Raw genomic sequence first — 16004 nt, forward strand, 5'->3', positions numbered from 1 at the left:
CGCCCCACGTCCCCCGTACCGCTGCCCCAGGAGGTAGAGCAGCCCGCAGCTCACCAGCACGTAGATGAAGCCCACGTGGAACCAGAAGAAGGCCACGAAGGCCGCGAGCGCCAGCACCACCTGGACGGTGCTCTTCAGCGCGGCGCGAGCGATGCGCACCATCGCCGCCAGCAGCAGCGCGAGCCCCACCGGACGGAATCCCCAGAGCACGCCCTGCACCTCGGGGCGCAGCCCGAAGTGCACGTACACCCAGGCGAGCGCGGACAGCGTGAGGAAGCCCGGCAGGATGAAGAGCACCCCGGCCATCACCCCCGCGAGGTAGCCGCGCTTGCGGTAGCCCAGGTAGATGGCCATCTGGGTGGCCTCGGGCCCCGGGAGCACGTGGCAGAAGTTGAGCACACGCACGAACTCCTCCTCGGAGATCCAGCGCTGCCGCTCCACACACTCCAGGTGCATCAGGCCGATCTGTCCCACCGGTCCACCGAAGGCCAGCCAGCCCAGCTTGAGGAAGTACCAGAAGAGCTCGCGCATCGACGGGACGGGGGCGCGCACGTCCCCGGAGGCGGGCACGGGGTTCATGGTTTGCGTCCTTTCGCGCGGCGGGGCGCGGCGCGGGCCGCCGGGAGCGCTCGGCCCCCCAGCCGCTCGAAGGCCGCGTGGAGATCATCGAAGAGCTGCGAGGCCCGCTCGAGCCGGATCTCGTCGTCGGAGTGGGCCAGGGCGATTCCAGCCACCAGCCGCTCGATTCCCGGCGTCTCGGCGAGCCCGAACTTGCCGTCCTTCAGGTCGAGGTCGTGGACGACCTGCGCGAGCAGGCGCAGGGCGGGGGCCTCGAGCCGGAAGCGCTGCACGAGGACCTCGAAGGTGCACAGGTCTGCCTCGTGCGTGTACTCGGCCTCGAACATGTCGAAGCGCAGCTCGCCCTTGCGCGGCCGGTAGTCGCGCCCGTCCACGAACCGGAAGCGCGCCCGCGGGTCGATGAAGCGGCGGATGAGCCAGGCGCTCGCCATGCGATCCACATGGATGCCCCGGCGCGTCACCCAGGTGCCGCCGAGCGGCGGCTTGTCCAACACCTCGGCCAGCCGGCCCTCCGCCGCGCCCTGGGAGAGCTCTTCCAGCCGACGCTCCAGCGAGGTGATGAGCCCCTCGGCGGCCTCCCGGCCGGAGGCGCCGAAGAAGTCGAGCTCCACCACCTCGGTGAGCCGCTTGCGCAGGCGGGCCACGCTGGATTGCAACTCGTCCGTGCCGCCGGGCGGAGCCTTCCGGGCATCCCGCGCGAGCGGCAACAAGGCACGCGCCTCCTCGGCGAGTTGGGAATAGTCAGCGTCCCGCGCCGCCTGGAATAGCGCCTCGACCGCCGAATCGGTGAGCCCCTCGACGAAGCGGGCTTCGCACACCGTGGCCTCGCCACCACTCTCGACCACCTCGCGCGCCACCCACTGGAAATCCTCGCGCGCCTCTTCCGTGGCCGGGAGAGCGTAGACCGAGTGCTTGATGGCCACGGCCCCCAGCCGCTGCAGCCGCCGCCACACCTTCACGCGCAGATAGGCCGGCTTCGGCGGAAGTTGGTGCAGCAGCAGGAGCCAGCGCGCAGGGGAATTCTCGCTCATTCATCTCGGTGGGGTGGCTCCCACGCACCCCTGGCCTCCAGATGGGTAACTTCAAGATACACCTGTATCTTTTCATCTGGCACTGCCGAAATGCCTGCATCAGAGGCGAGGACAGTTGTAGTCGACTACAAGCGATGTGCGTGTTTGGCCTACATCGCTTGCAGTCGACTACAAGTGACATGTCTCAAAGGCTGCTGTGCACACTTGCTGGACAGCACCCGTGGGCAGGCCATTCGCCGACGTGTTAGGAGGACTCCCGGTGCTCCGCGTCTGGCTCTTCCTCAGCCTCCTGCTGTTCGCTCCGGTGGGCGGTGGCCTGTTGCCCCCCGTCAGCTCGGGTGACGTGTGCGAGCAGAGCTGCCGGGATGATGATGAGCGCGGGCAGTGTGCCCCGGACTGCATTGATTGCGTCTGCTGCTCCCACGTGCGCCCGGTTGTCGTGGCCCCCACCCCTGCGACCATCTCGTTGGCTTGGAGCGCTGCTCCCGCCACCGAGTACGAAGAGGACGAGCCACCCTCCGCCGAGATGGGTGACATCCTGCACGTCCCCATAGCGTCCCTCGCGTAAGGCCCTGTTCGTCTCCCCGCCTCGAGCGTCATCAGGAAGGGTGTGCCCCGGGTGTGTCCTGGGTGGCACCTCGCTTCTGACGCTCGCCCACATTCGCGAGGTGTCTCGTGTTCCACCGTCTGACGACGGCAGCCCTCGGGCTCGCCGCCGTGCTGCTCTGGCCGCGCCCGGGTGCGGCCCAGCCGTCTGAGCTCACCCTGGAGGAGGCCCTGGCCCTGGCCCGCCAGCGTGCCCCGGCCCTCCTGGAGGCCGCGGGCCGCGTGGCCGAAGCTCGAGGGCCCGTGGCTGGGGCCTCCCCCCTGTTGCACGACAACCCCACGCTGGAGCTCGAAGCGGGCCCCCGCAGGCTCGCCACCGGAGAGATAGCGCCGAATGTCGTGGTGGGGCTCTCTCAACCCCTCGAGCTGGGTGGAAAGCGGGGCTCTCGTCTCGATGCGGCCCGCGCCGGCCTCGCCCGTGAGACGGCCCGCCAGCGGGACACGGAGCGCCTGGTGCTCGGGGACGTGGCGGCCACCTTCCTGCGGGCGCTGCATGCCCGGGAGCGGCTTCGCCTGGCGCGAGGAGCGGAAGAGGCCGCCCGGGACTTCTCCCAGTCCACCCAGCGGCGATTCGAGGCGGGGGATGTGCCCGTGGTGGACGTCAACGTGGCGCGGGTGGCCCTGGCGCGTGCCCGGGCGGAGGTGGCGAGCGCCGAGGGGGCGGAGCTGGCCCTTCTCGGAGAGCTCCGCGGACTGCTCGGCCTGCCCGCTGACGCCGCTCTCGCGCTGCGTGGTGACTTGAGCGCCCTGGCTGCCCAGCCGATGGAGCTTCCGCCCACGCTGCCCGAGCGCCCGGACGTCACCGCCCTGGTGGCGGAGCTGGAGGAGGCCAAGGCGGAGCGGCGCCTGGGAGAGGGCTCCGCGTGGCCTGACGTCAACGTGGGGGTCCGCTATGCGAACGAGGGCGATGAGCGTGCAATCCTCGGTGCCCTGGGCGTGTCCCTGCCGCTCTTCGCCCGGGGACAGTCCGCCCGGGTGACGGGCGAGGCCCGGGTGCGGCGTCTCCAGGTGGCCTTGGAGGCCGCTCGCCGTGCCCAATCCGTCCAGGTGCGGGCCGCCCTCGCCCAGTACCGCAAGGAGCGCGAGGCGGTGGAGTTGCTGGAGCGCGAGGCCCTCCCGCTGCTCGCGGACAACGAGGTGCTCGCGCGCAAGTCCTACGAGGCCGGGGAGATGGGACTGGCCGAGTTCCTCCTCGTGCGCCGGGACGTCCTCGAGTCCCGCACCGACTACCTCGACCGCCTCCTGCAAGCCGCTCTCTCCCGCGTCCAACTCACCGTTCAGACCGGAGCCCTTCGATGAAGCCCGTTCACGTCCTCCTGGCCTTCCTCCTCGGACTCTGCGCCTGCAAGCGCGAGACGCCTTCGCATGAAGAGGGGCAGGCCCACGAGCAGCAAGCGGAGACTCCCGCCCACCATGAGGGCGAGGACGAAAACCTCGTCCACATCGACGCGGAGATGCTGCGGGATTTGCGCGTCACCACGGCCCCGGTGCAGCAGCGTCCCGGGGGTGAAGGCGTCACCGCCCTGGGCGAGCTGGGGGTGAACGAGAATGCCTATGCCGAGGTGGCCCCGCCCATCCCCGCCCGGGTGCTGTCTCTTCTGGCCTCGCCGGGCCAGCAGGTGAAGAAGGGCCAGCCCCTGGTGGAGCTGCAGAGTCCCGAGTTGGGCAAGGCACGCGCGGCCCTCCAGTCGGCCCAGGCCCGTGCCACCGCGGCCCAACAGGCGGCGGAGCGCAAGCGCACCCTGGGGGCCGAGCGCATCGTGGCCCAGAAGGACGTGCAGGCCGCCGAAGCCGAAGCCGCCACCGCCGAGGCCGACCTGACGGCGGCACGTTCGGAGTTGCTGGCGCTCGGCGCGGAGGCCCAGGAGGCGGCCGGTGGCCGAGGGTCCGCGGCCTTCATCCTGCGCTCGCCCGTCGAGGGCACCGTCATCGAACGCCACGCCCTGGTGGGGCAGATGGCCGAGCCGTCCCGGGCGCTCTTCCACGTGGGGGACTTGTCGCGCCTGTGGCTCACCGTCCATTCCTTCGAGCGGGATGCGGTGCGCATCCAGCGCGGATCCCAGGCGCGTGTCACCTTCGCCGCCCTGCCCGGCAAGGACTTCGCCGCGAAGGTGGGCTTCATCGGCCAGCGGGTGGACCCGGCCTCGCGCACCATCCCCGTGCGGCTGGAGCTGGACAACCCGGACGGCGTGCTGAGGCCGGGCATGTCCGCCTCGGCCTTCATTCCCGTGGGGGAGCCGGGAGCCCTCGTCACCACCGTCCCGGCGGCGGCCCTCCAGCGGTTGGAGGACGGCTGGTTCGCCTTCCTGCCCAAGGGCGAGGGTGCCTTCGAGCGGCGTGAGGTGGGGCGTGGCCGCACCCTCGGGGGAGACGTGGAGGTGCTCTCGGGCCTGAAGGCCGGCGAGCGGGTGGTGGTGGACGGAGCGTTTCTCCTCAAGGCCGAGGTGGAGAAGTCACGGGGCGAGGGTGAAGAGCATGAGCACTGACAGGAGCCTCTCGTGATTGCCAGGATTCTCAAGGCGTCCTTCTCGCGTCCCGGCCTCACCGTGGTGCTGGCCCTGGCGCTCTCCGCGTTCGGCGTGGTGGCGTTCAAAGGACTGCGCCGCGACGTGTTTCCGGACCTGTCCGCTCCCATCTTCAACGTCATCGTGCAGAACCCGGCCATGGGCGCGGAGGAGCTCGAGACGGCCGTGGCCATTCCCATGGAGGTGGCGCTCGCGGGCCTGCCGGACGTGCGCCGCATCCGCTCCACCTCGCAGCTCGGCGTCACCCAGGTGACGGTGGAGTTCGAGCCGGACGCGGACTACTACCGCAGCCGTCAGTTCGTCGCGGAGCGCGTGGCGGCGGCCGCCAGCGAGCTGCCACCCGGCACCGATGCGCCGCTCGTCTCCAGCCTGACTGGCCGGCTCAATGAGGTGTTCGAGTTCACCCTGGAAGCAGAGCCGGGGGCGGTGGACCTGATGGCGCTGAGAGACATCGCCGAATTCGAGGTGAAGAACCGGCTGCTCGCCGTGCCCGGGGTGGCGGGCGTGGAGCGGCTGGGCGGCTACCTGCGCCAGTTCCAGGTGCAGCTCGACTCGGAGCAGATGGTGGCCCGGGGCATCTCCCTCGACGAGGTGGTGCACGCTCTGGAAGGCGCCAACCTCAACGCCTCGGGGGGCTTCGTGGTGCAGGGGCCCATGGAGTGGACGGTGCGGGCGGTGGGGAGGGCGAAGACGCTGGACGACCTGCGCGGCACGGTGGTGGCCCTGCGTGGAGGGACGCCCGTGTTGCTCGGGGACGTGGCCGACGTGCGAGAGGCGCCCGCCATCCGCCGGGGCATGGCTCACCGGCTCAAGGGCGAGGTGGTGAGCTGCCGCGTCATCAAGCAGTTCGGCGCGGACACCATGAAGGTGTCGGACGGCGTGCGCCGGGCCATCGCCGAAGTGCAGGAGAGTCTCCCGCCAGGAGTCCGCCTGCGCGTCGTGTACGACCAGTCGGAGCTGGTGTCCTCCTCCCTGGGAGGTGTCAGCCGGGCCATCCTCATCGGCGCCTTCCTGGTGGTGCTCGTCCTCTTCGGCCTCCTGGGGGACATCCGCGCCGCGGCCATTGTCACCCTCACGCTGCCGCTGTCGCTCGCGCTCGCGGGCCTGCTGCTGAAGGCCGCCGGAGTGGGCATCAACACCATGACGCTCGGAGGGCTGGCCATCGCGGTGGGCCTCTTGGTGGACGCGGCCATCATCGTCACCGAGAACATCGTCCACCGGCTCCGGGCGGGAAGTGACAAGGCCGCCCGGAAGGCCCAGGCGCTGAAGGCGGCACGCGAGGTGGGCCGGCCCATCACCTTCGCCACCCTCATCGTCGTCTCCGTCTTCATCCCCCTCTTCGCCATGTCGGGCATTGAAGGGCGCATGTACCGGCCGCTCGCGGCGGCGGTGGTGGCGTGTCTCGCCGCCTCGCTGCTGCTCGCCGTCACGCTGGTGCCAGTGGCCTCGGCGCTCTTCCTCCGGCCCCGGAAGGAGGGACAGGAGGAGGACGTGTGGCTCATCCGCGAGGTGAAGGCCGTGTATGCCCCACTGCTCGACGCCTGCATGCGGAGGGCGGGCTTCGTGCGCGTGGTGGCGCTCGCCATCACGGTGCCGGCCCTGGGGCTCGCCTTCGCGGTGGGCAGCGACTTCATGCCCAAACTGGACGAGGGGGCGCTGCTCCTCCAGACGATGCTGCCGCCCGAGGCGTCGCTGGAGGAGGTGGACCGACTCAACCACCGCGTGGAGGACGTGCTGCGCGGCTTCCCCGAGGTGGAGGACGTGGTGCGCCGCACGGGAAGGGCCGAGCGCACCGAGGACCCGATGCCGCACACCGTCTCCGACGTGCTGGTGGTGTTGAAGAAGGACAGGCGACGCGGCCCGGAAGCACTGGAGGCGGACATGCGCGAGGCGGTGTCCAAGGTGCCCGGCGTCTCCGTCCTCTTCACCACGCCCCTGGGCATGCGCATCGACGAGGGCCTCGGCGGCAGTCCCGCCGACGTGTCGGTGCGCATCTTCGGCCCGGACCTGGAGCAGCTCGCCCAGCTCGCGGAGCGGGCCCGTGCCGTCATGGCGCGGGTGAAGGGAGTGGAGGACTTGCGCGTGGAGAAGCTCAGCGGCCTGCCGCAGCTGCGCATCGACGTGAACCGCGCCGCCGTGGCCCGCGTGGGCCTCACCCCCGGCGACGTCATCCGGGCGGTGCGGATTGGCCTCGTGGGCGAGGAGGCGTCCCAGGTGTGGCAGGGCCAGCGCCGTTTCGACCTCCTGGTGCGCCTGGCGGACCACCACCGGGGGGACATCAACGCCATCCGCAACCTGCTGGTGGACGGGCATGACGGCTCCCGCATTCCCCTCAGTCAGCTCGCCACCATCGAGGAGACGACCGGCGCGGGAAGCGTGCGCCGCGAGGCGGGCAGCCGCCGCATCGCCGTGGAGGCGAGCGTGGCGGGCAGGGACCTGGGCAGCACGGCGGCGGAGGTGCGCGAGCGGCTGGCGGCCGGGCTGAAGCTGCCCACGGGCTACTTCCTCGACGTGGGGGGGCGGGTGGAGAGCCAGGAGCGGGCCTGGCAGTCCCTGGCGATCGCGATTTCAGTGGCGCTGCTCGCGGTCTTCCTCCTGCTGTATCTGGCGCTGGGCTCGCTGGCCGAGGCGCTCGTCATTCTCGCCACCCTGCCGGACGCCTTCGTGGGCGGCATCCTCGCGCTGCTGCTGGCCGGGGAGACGTGGAACGTGTCCAGCCTCGTGGGCCTCATCGGTCTGTTCGGCATCGCGGTACAGAATGGCCTGGTGCTGGTGGCGCAGACGAAGGGGTTGATAGCGGAAGGCAGGCCCTTCTCCGAGGCCCTCCGCGAGGCCAGCATCGGCCGCGTGCGGCCCAAGCTGATGACGGCGGGGACGGCCATTCTCGGCCTCCTGCCGCTGCTGGTGCTCCCGCTGCATGGCACGGAGATAGAGCGTCCGCTGGCCGTGGTGATGGTGGGGGGCCTGCTCACCTCGACGCTCTTCACGCTGCTGGCCCTGCCCACGTTCTACTCGCTCGTCCACGGCGTGCAGGAGCGCATGGGCCAGCGACTCGCGGCCCGGAGGGAGGGGCGGGAGTAATCTCCGAGCGGGAGGGCGCTTTCCTGGACGAAGCTCCTCGCGCGGTCGTGTAGAGGTGCACCCCATGAAGGCGGAAGCCCCATGCGTCCCATGAATCCCAAGTTACGAGAGCATTTCGAGAAGGAACTGCGCCAGTCGGTGGAAGCCGAGTCACGTGGGGAGCTGTCCTCGGCGTGGACGTTTCTCGAGCGCGCGCACGTCCTCAGTCAGGCCCATGCCATTCCCCACCTCCAGGTGCACTGGGCGATGTTCACCTTCGCGTGGCGTACGCGGGACTGGCGCGAGCTGCTCGGGCAGGTGCCGCGCCTGGCGCTGGCCGGGCCGGGCTCGCTCCTCGGCCGTGCCCCACTGGGCAACACGGGAGGGGCGAACGTCGGCATCTTCACCCCCATGCCCATTCCCGAAGACCTCCGGGCCCTGCTGCGTGATTCGTAATGGTCGTGTTGGCGTCTCCCTGTGGAATGGAAACGGAGCTGCCCATTGAAGGCCCGGGTATCCGGTCGTTAAGCTCACCTCGATGACGGCGCGCGCCATCACCACTCTGCTGCTGATTGCCATGACGGGCTGGGCCGCCATGCCCGCTCTGGCGTCCGTCGAGTGTCATGCGATGTCGGCGCAGGCTCGAGCGGGGTGCTCGCCCTCCTGCCCGCATTGCAAGAAGGCTCCAGCGTCCGGCGGGCCCGTGCTCAAGGTGGATTGCTGTACCGTCCGCACGGCCTCCCTACCGCCACCCGCTGAGCCGCATGCCCGCTCGGCCCACGTGCCTGAGGTGGCGGTCGCGGCACGTTCCGTCGTCCTCGAGGCCCTCAGGGCGGCCTGGTTCGTCCCACCGGCGCTCCCCAGATTCGCTCCCTCACCGCCCCCGCTGCAAATCAGCCGTCCGCTCCTGAGATGAGGAACTGGCCAGCAACCGGTCTTCCGCTGGTTGTCGCAGGGTGACGTGCACGCGCTCGTGCCACCTCGTGGTGGGTGGGCCGAAGCACGTCCCCATGCCCTGGCTCTCCTCGTGACGCGCTCATGACCTGGTGGTGGCCGCGTGGCTGCCCAGGGCGCGGTGCGCCACCTCATCCAAGCGGTGCCTCCCAGGGTGCCGCCAGAGGGAAACATGTCCTTTTCCGCCGTCGTGGGCGGGCTGGCGCTGGTGGTCTCCGCACAGGCCGGGCCCGAAGTGATGGACCTACGCAGCGCCATCCACGAAGCGTTGCAACACAATCCGGAGCTGGCCCAGGCCCGGGCCGGAAGTGACGCGGAGCGCGCGGGGGTCGCGGGCGCACGGGCCTGGCCGGAGCCGAGCCTCTCCTATCAGGCATGGCAGCAGCCGCTGGCGAAGCCCTTCGACCCGAGCGCCACGAACATGCACATGCTGGGCATCCGCCAGATGGTGCCCTTCCCGGGCCAGCTCCAGCGAGCGGGCCGGGCCGCCGAGGCCGGGGCCGCCGCACGGGAAGCGGACTACCGTGCGGCACGCCTGCGGCTGGAAGCCCAGGTGGCCCACGCCCTCACCGAGTCCTGGCGGTCGCAGCGCGAGCTGGAGTTCCACGAGCGTCATGCCGCGTTGGGCAACGAGGTTCTCGCCGCCGTCCGGGCGCGCTACGTGGCGGGGCAGGCGCGGCAGGCGGACATCCTCCGAGCCGAGACGGAGCTCTACCGGCTGCACTCCAGCATCGGGGGGCTCCAGGAGGAGCTGCGGGGCACCACGGCGCTGCTCAATGCGCTTCTGGGTCGGCCGCCGGATGCGCCGCTGCCACGCGCCGCCGAGCCCGAGGCCGAGCTGCCCTCGGTAAGCGCCGAACGTCCCGAGGTGGGCGCGGCGAAGCTGCGCGCCGAACAGGCCCAGGAGACCGCGGCCCTGACGGCGCGAGCCCGCCTCGTTCCAGAGGCCATGGTGGGGTTCGACTACATGTTGATGCCCGGCATGCCAGACGCCTACTCCCTCATGGTCCAGGTGCCGCTGCCATGGGTGTCGGGCAAGCGGGCCTCGGAAGCCGAGCAGGCACTACACCGGGTGGAGGAGGCCCGTTTCGCGCAAGCGTCCACGGAGAATGCCGCTCGCTACGAGGTGGCGGAGACGCGGGCGCGTGCCGCCGCCGCCAGGGCGCGGCTCCAGGTCATCGAGGAGCGCCTGCTACCGAGCGCGGAGCGGACGCTCGAGGCTACCCGGGCGGCCTATGTGGCGGGCCGGGCCGACCTCGTGGCCCTGCTGGATGCGGAGAACGCGCTCCTGGACGCGCGGCTCACACAGGTACGCCAGCGCGTGGCGCTCGGAGAAGCCATCGCGGATCTGCGCCGGGCCCTGGGGCTCAGCCTCATCCTGGAGGAGAAACCATGACCGACCATCCCCACAGCCCCCTCCCCGAGGGGGAGGAGGCCCCACCGCCAGGGACGCGGGCCATGGCCATCGTGCGCTGGGTCATTCTCGGGCTGGCAGCCCTCGCGGCGGTCTACACCCTGGCGCTGGCGGTCTTCGGAGCCTCGCATCCAGTCCCTACGCACGAGGAGGACCACGCGGCGCCCGAGCAGGAGAAGGCTGCCCGGCCAGCCACCCGGTACACCTGCCCGATGCACCCGCAGGTGGTCTCCGACAAACCGGGCAATTGCCCCATCTGCAACATGCCCCTCGTGCCGGTGAAGCCAGAGCGAAAGGACGCAGCCATGCGGGACGGGCACGCTCAGGAGGCCGGCCAGGGTGGGCCGGCGCTACCGGGCCTCGTGCCCGTGGAGGTGGAGCCCGGACGGGCCCAGGCCATTGGCGTGCGTGTCGAGGAGGTGCGCCGCCAGTCACTCGCGGGCAACCTCTCCCTGTTCGGCCGGGTCACGGCGGACGAGTCCAAGCTGGCCCGCGTCTCCGTGCGCGTCACCGGCTACGTCGAGCAGCTCCTCGTCGCCGAGCAAGGCGCCCCCGTGAAGAAGGGACAGCCACTGGCCGCCATCTACAGTGATGACCTGCTGCTACTGCAACGCGAGCTGCTCCAGGCCCTGAGCTGGGGAGGTGATACCGCCGGACCGGTGCGCGAACGGCTGAGGCTGCTCGGCATCTCCCCGGCGGACATCGCGGCCATCGAGTCCTCTGGAGAGGCGCAGCACGCGCTGACCCTCCGTAGCCCGGTGAGCGGCTTCGTGATGGCCCTCAACGTCGCCCAGGGGGACCGGGTGGAACCGGATCGCGCTCTCTTCGAGGTGGCCGACCTCTCGCGCGTATGGGTGGTGGCGGAGGTGTACGAGCGCGACGTCGCCCGTGTCCGCAAAGGCCTCTCCGTGCAGCTCCACCTCGACGCCTACCCGGGAGAGACCTTCCAGGGGCGCATCGAGTACGTCTACCCCACGCTCAATGCGCAGACGCGCACCCTGCCAGTCCGTATCGCCTTCACCAACCCGGACGGGAAACTCAAGCCCGGCCTGTTCGGGAGCGTGGCGGTGGGCCTCCCCGCGACCGAGGGCCTCACCATTCCCGCGGAAGCCCTCATCGACACTGGCGAGCACCGCTACGTCTTCGTGGAGGTGAAGGCGGGCCGCTTCGAGCCCCGGGCCGTGGTGGTGGGGACGCGAGCAGGGGACCGGGTGCAGGTGCTGTCCGGCCTGGCCGAGGGCGAGCGCATCGCGGCGAGCGGCAACTTCTTCATCGACTCGGAGAGCCGCCTGCGGGCCTCCGTGGCCTCCGCCCCCCAGGCCGCCCCATCCCGGGCGCCACCCCCACCCGGTTCGGGACCGGACTGCGACACCGAGTTCGACGCCCGGGCCGTCCCCGACAAGTACGCCCAGTGCAAGCAGTGCGAGCGCGTCCATCGCGGCATGGGAACGATGGAGGCCGATTGCAAGAACGCCATTCCCAAGCCCTGGAGGTCGCCATGAGCCGCCTGCTGGCAGCCCTCATCGAGTGGTGCGCCCGCCACAAATACATCGTCATCGCGGCCACGCTGGTGGCGGCGGCGGCGGGTTTCTTCTCCATGCGCGCGGTGCCGGTGGATGCCATCCCGGACCTGTCGGACCCGCAGGTGGTGGTGTTCACCGAGTGGATGGGCCGCAGTCCCACGCTGGTGGAGGATCAGGTGACGTACCCCATCACCTCGGCGCTGCTCGCCACCCCGAAGGTGACGGACGTACGCGGCGTGTCCATGTTCGGTATGAGCTTCATCTACGTCCTGTTCGAGGAAGGGACGGACGTCTACTGGGCGCGCAGCCGCGTCCTCGAGTACCTCCAGACGCTCCAGCGCCGGCTGCCCCCGGGCGTCACCCCCACCCTGGGTCCGGACGCCACGGGAGTGGGCTGGGTGTACCAGTACGCGCTCGTGGACAGGAGCGGCAGGCACGATCTCGCCGAGCTGCGCACCCTCCAGGACTTCCACCTGAGGTACGCGCTGGAGAGCGTCCCCGGCGTCGCCGAGGTGGCGAGCGTGGGCGGCTTCGAGAAGCAGTACCAGGTGACGGTGGACCCGCGTCGTCTCCAGTCGCTCGGGCTCACCCTGGGGGACGTGGCCCAGGCCCTCCGGCGCTCCAACGCGGACGTGGGCGGGCGGGTGCTGGAGATGAGCGGGCGCGAGTATTACATCCGCGGGCGCGGCTACCTCCAGGATCTGGGGGAGCTGGGCAAGGTGGTGGTGAAGGCGAGCTCCACCGGCACGCCGGTGCGGCTGTCGGACATCGCCACGCTCTCCCTGGGCGGCGACATCCGGCGCGGCGCGGCCGACCTGGACGGCGAAGGCGAGGTCGTCGGGGGCACGGTGGTGGCCCGCTACGGGGAGAACGCCCGCGCCCTCATCACTCGCATCGAGGAGAAGCTCCAGCAGATAAAGCCCTCACTGCCCGAGGGAGTGGAGGTGCAACCCGTCTACGACCGCTCAGGGCTGATCGACCGGGCCGTAGGCACGTTGAACCGGACGCTCTTCGAGGAGGCCCTCGTCGTCTCGCTCATCATCATCGCCTTCCTGCTGCATGTGCGCAGCGCGCTGGTGGCCATCCTGACGCTGCCCGTGGCGGTATTGCTCGCCTTCATCCCCATGCACGCGCTCGGCATCTCCACCAACATCATGTCGCTGGGCGGAATCGCCATCGCCCTGGGTGCCATGGTGGACGCGGCCATCGTCCTGGTGGAGAACGCCCACAAGCACCTGGAGCACCTGCCACCGGACGCGAGCGAGGGGGCGAGGCTGAAGGCCATCACCGAGGCGAGCCGTGAGGTGGGTCCTCCCATCTTCTTCTCGCTGCTCATCATCACGGTGGCATTCCTGCCCATCTTCGCGCTCAACGGGCAGGCCGGGCACCTCTTCAAGCCGCTCGCCTACACGAAGACGTTCAGCATGGGTTTCGCGGCGCTGCTGTCGGTGACGTTCGCGCCCGCGTTGATGGCGCTCTTCATCCGGGGGCGCATCGTCCCCGAGCACCGCCACCCGGTGAGCCGCTTCCTCGTCGCCCTCTACAAGCCCTTCGTCTATGTCGCGCTGCGCAAGCCAAAGACGACGCTCGCCATCGGCGTGCTGGCCGTCCTCTCGGCCCTGCCCCTCATTCCCCGGCTGGGCAGCGAATTCATGCCCGCCCTGGACGAGGGGGATCTGCTCTTCATGCCGGTGACGATGCCCAACGTCTCCATCGAGGAGGCACGGCGTGCCCTCCAGGTGCAGGACCGCCTCCTGCGTGACTTCCCCGAGGTGGTGTCCGTCTTCGGCAAGGTGGGACGCTCGGAGACCGCGACGGATCCAGCCCCCCTCTCCATGGTGGAGACGGTGGTACGGCTGAAGCCTCACGCGGAGTGGCGCACGGTGAAGGTGGAGCGCTTCTACAGCCACTGGCCCACGTGGCTCCAGGCACCCTTCCGCCCGCTCTTCCCTGATGCGAGGCGGAAGACGACCGAGGAGCTCTTCTCGGAAATGAACGCGGCCCTGCAACTGCCCGGCTGGACCAACGCCTTCACCATGCCCATCAAGAACCGGCTGGACATGCTCACGACCGGTATCCGCACGCCCGTGGGGGTGAAGGTCTTCGGCACGGACCTGGCTGAAATCGAGCGAGCGGGAGAGGAGCTGGAGCGGGTGCTGGCGGCGGTGCCCGGCACGCGCAGCGCCTTCTATGAGCGTTCCCAGGGTGGGCTCTACATCGACATCATCCCCGACCGCGACGCGCTCGCCCGCTACGGGATGACGGTGGGAGACCTCAACGACGTCATCGAGGGCGCCATCGGAGGGGAGCCGGTGACGACGATGGTGGAGGGGCGCAACCGCTTCAGCGTCAATGTCCGCTACCCGCGCGACATGCGCGGGGATGTGGAGAGACTCCGCGAGGTGCTGGTGCCCATCCGTACCGGCGCCTCGGGGCCGGGCACCTCTGGCATGGGGACGATGGGCAAGACGGGCCTGGACGTGCGCCGCCTGCTCTCAGGCTCCTACGCGCTGGCCCAGGCGGGCATGGGCCGCCCGGGAGCCTTGGGGATGCCGGGTGGCACGGAGCTGCGGCTGCCCGAGCGCCCGGGACGGACGGCCTCCGATAGCGGCATGGGGATGAGTCCGATGCCACCGGGCGGTGCCATGGTGCCGGCGGGTGGAGGTATGGGAGCCGCGGCGCCCACGCGCATGGGAGGACCGGAGGCACTTCCACCCGGACAGGCATTCGTGCCGCTTTCGGAGCTGGCGGAGGTGAAGGTGGTGCAGGGGCCGCCCATGCTACGGGACGAGGCGGGCCTGCTCGTGGGCTACGTCTACGTGGACGTGGACATGGGCGCGCGTGACGTGGGCGGGTACGTCCACGACGCCAAGGCCGCCGTCTCGAGTGCGGTGATGGACGGGTGGCTGCACCTGCCGAAGGGGGGCTACCTCCAGTGGACCGGTCAGTACGAGCTGCTGGAGAAGATGATGGCCCGGATGCAGTGGGTGGTGCCCCTGACGCTGCTGCTGGTGGTGGTACTGCTGGTCGCCAACTTCAAGCACCTGACCGAGGCGCTCATCGTCCTGCTGTCAGTGCCTTTCGCCCTGGTGGGCAGCATCTGGCTGATGTGGCTGCTGGGCTACAGGCTCTCCACGGCCAGCTACGTGGGCCTCATCGCCATGGTGGGGTTGGCCGCCGAGACGGGCATCGTGATGATCGTTTACCTGGACGCGGCCTTCGAGCGGCGCTTGCGGGCTGGCAAGATGCGAGACCTGAACGACATCATCTGGGCGCACATGGAGGGCACCGTCCAGCGGGTACGGCCCAAGCTGATGACCGTCTCCACGATGCTCTTCGGCCTGGTGCCACTCCTCTGGAGCCAGGGCACCGGCGCGGACGTGATGAAGCGCATCGCGGCGCCGATGGTGGGCGGACTCCTCTCCTCGGCCTTCCTGACCCTGGAGATCATCCCCGTCGTCTATACCTACTGGAGGCTCTGGCAGCTCAAGCAGGGACGGCTGCCAAGGGATGAGGTGCGAAGGTGATGGCGGTTGTAGTCGACTACAAGTGGCGTGTGGTTTTTGACTACATCACTTGCAGTCGACTACAAGTGCTCGCGAAAACCCGCGTCGGATGCGGGGATTCCGTTCTGGCACAGGGCTCGTGGCGAGACTCCCTCGGACGGATTACGCCCGCGCCACCTGGGCCGGCGGTGGCGCCTCGCCCGCGCCCGGCTGGGAGGCCTCGGCGAGCGCCTCGATGCGCAGCAGCAGGTCCTCGATGTGGCCGCGCTCCACGCGGGCGGAGGACGGGTTGCCCAGGCCGGAGAAGCGCAGCAAGGTGAGCTGCGCGGCCAGCTCCTCCACCAGCCCGATGCTGTTCTCCATCTCCGCGGTGGAGTGCTCGTAGAGCCGGGTGAGCCGCTCCTTCACGCTCGTGGGCGCCTGGGCCAGCGCCGCCTCCATCTCCACCAGGCGCCGCTCCTGGGCCCGCAGGCGCGCGACGAACCCGTCCAGCAACCGGTGCTCGCGCGCCTGCTCCGCCGCCCACGTGCTCTCCACCGCCGCCTGCCTCCAGCACTCCTCGAGCCGCTCCGTCGCTTCATCCAGCCGCCGCGCCCGCTCGCTCCGGGTTCCTCGCTCGGAGCTTGGGGCCGCGCTCCCGGGAGAGATCATCACGGGCAGCAGGAAGGGCCAGAGGGCGAGCGTCAGCAGGGCCTGCCCGAGCCGGCTCCCCAGGGGCTCGCCCTGCTTCCGCGCGAAGGCGAGGACCGCCGCCGCCACGCCCAATGCCGCATATGCCGCGAGAATGACGAGTGCCGTCATGGTGT

At 70.3% G+C, this 16004-nt stretch carries 10 protein-coding genes; 7 read left to right on the forward strand and 3 right to left on the reverse strand.

Annotated elements, in window-relative coordinates; translation table 11 throughout:
• Together ACJ8AN_RS17915 and ACJ8AN_RS17920 are read right to left on the reverse strand one after the other, a co-directional pair.
• A partial coding sequence (locus tag ACJ8AN_RS17915; RefSeq protein WP_407756596.1) for a chromate transporter occupies positions 1-579 on the reverse strand: 579 nt, incomplete at its 3' end.
• Positions 576-1610: a chromate resistance protein ChrB domain-containing protein gene (locus tag ACJ8AN_RS17920; protein ID WP_407756597.1), complete on the reverse strand. Its 1035-nt coding sequence runs from the start codon at positions 1608-1610 to the stop codon at positions 576-578. The genes ACJ8AN_RS17920 and ACJ8AN_RS17915, both read right to left, overlap by 4 nt.
• A 675-nt stretch (positions 1611-2285) precedes the next feature.
• On the opposite strand from ACJ8AN_RS17920, the gene ACJ8AN_RS17925 reads away from it, so the two are divergent.
• From ACJ8AN_RS17925 to ACJ8AN_RS17955, 7 genes are all read left to right on the forward strand, one after another.
• Complete coding sequence (locus ACJ8AN_RS17925; RefSeq protein WP_407756598.1) at positions 2286-3515, forward strand: TolC family protein; 1230 nt, start codon at positions 2286-2288, stop codon at positions 3513-3515.
• The gene (locus ACJ8AN_RS17930) at positions 3512-4702 is read left to right on the forward strand and encodes an efflux RND transporter periplasmic adaptor subunit (RefSeq protein ID WP_407756599.1); all 1191 of its coding nucleotides are present in this window, start codon (positions 3512-3514) and stop codon (positions 4700-4702) included. The genes ACJ8AN_RS17925 and ACJ8AN_RS17930 overlap by 4 nt, the downstream gene beginning before the upstream one ends.
• 12 nt (positions 4703-4714) lie before the next feature.
• Positions 4715-7822 (forward strand): efflux RND transporter permease subunit, encoded by a 3108-nt coding sequence (locus tag ACJ8AN_RS17935; protein ID WP_407756600.1) that lies wholly within the window; start codon positions 4715-4717, stop codon positions 7820-7822.
• Between the two features lie 81 nt (positions 7823-7903).
• The gene (locus ACJ8AN_RS17940; RefSeq protein ID WP_407756601.1) at positions 7904-8257 is read left to right on the forward strand and encodes a DUF3703 domain-containing protein; all 354 of its coding nucleotides are present in this window, start codon (positions 7904-7906) and stop codon (positions 8255-8257) included.
• 670 nt (positions 8258-8927) lie between these two features.
• A complete protein-coding gene (locus ACJ8AN_RS17945) occupies positions 8928-10151 on the forward strand; it encodes a TolC family protein (RefSeq protein ID WP_407756602.1) in 1224 nt (407 codons plus the stop codon).
• A complete protein-coding gene (locus tag ACJ8AN_RS17950; protein WP_407756603.1) occupies positions 10148-11671 on the forward strand; it encodes an efflux RND transporter periplasmic adaptor subunit in 1524 nt (507 codons plus the stop codon). Before ACJ8AN_RS17945 ends, ACJ8AN_RS17950 begins: the two co-directional genes overlap by 4 nt.
• Positions 11668-15219, forward strand: coding sequence for an efflux RND transporter permease subunit (locus tag ACJ8AN_RS17955; protein WP_407756604.1), 3552 nt, complete (start codon positions 11668-11670; stop codon positions 15217-15219). The genes ACJ8AN_RS17950 and ACJ8AN_RS17955 overlap by 4 nt, the downstream gene beginning before the upstream one ends.
• Before the next feature lie 141 nt (positions 15220-15360).
• Here ACJ8AN_RS17955 and ACJ8AN_RS17960 read toward each other — a convergent pair whose 3' ends face one another.
• Positions 15361-15999 (reverse strand): hypothetical protein, encoded by a 639-nt coding sequence (locus ACJ8AN_RS17960; protein ID WP_407756605.1) that lies wholly within the window; start codon positions 15997-15999, stop codon positions 15361-15363.
• Between the last annotated feature and the right edge of the window lie 5 nt (positions 16000-16004).

Source organism: Archangium sp., assembly GCF_045802675.1.
Taxonomy (GTDB): domain Bacteria; phylum Myxococcota; class Myxococcia; order Myxococcales; family Myxococcaceae; genus Archangium.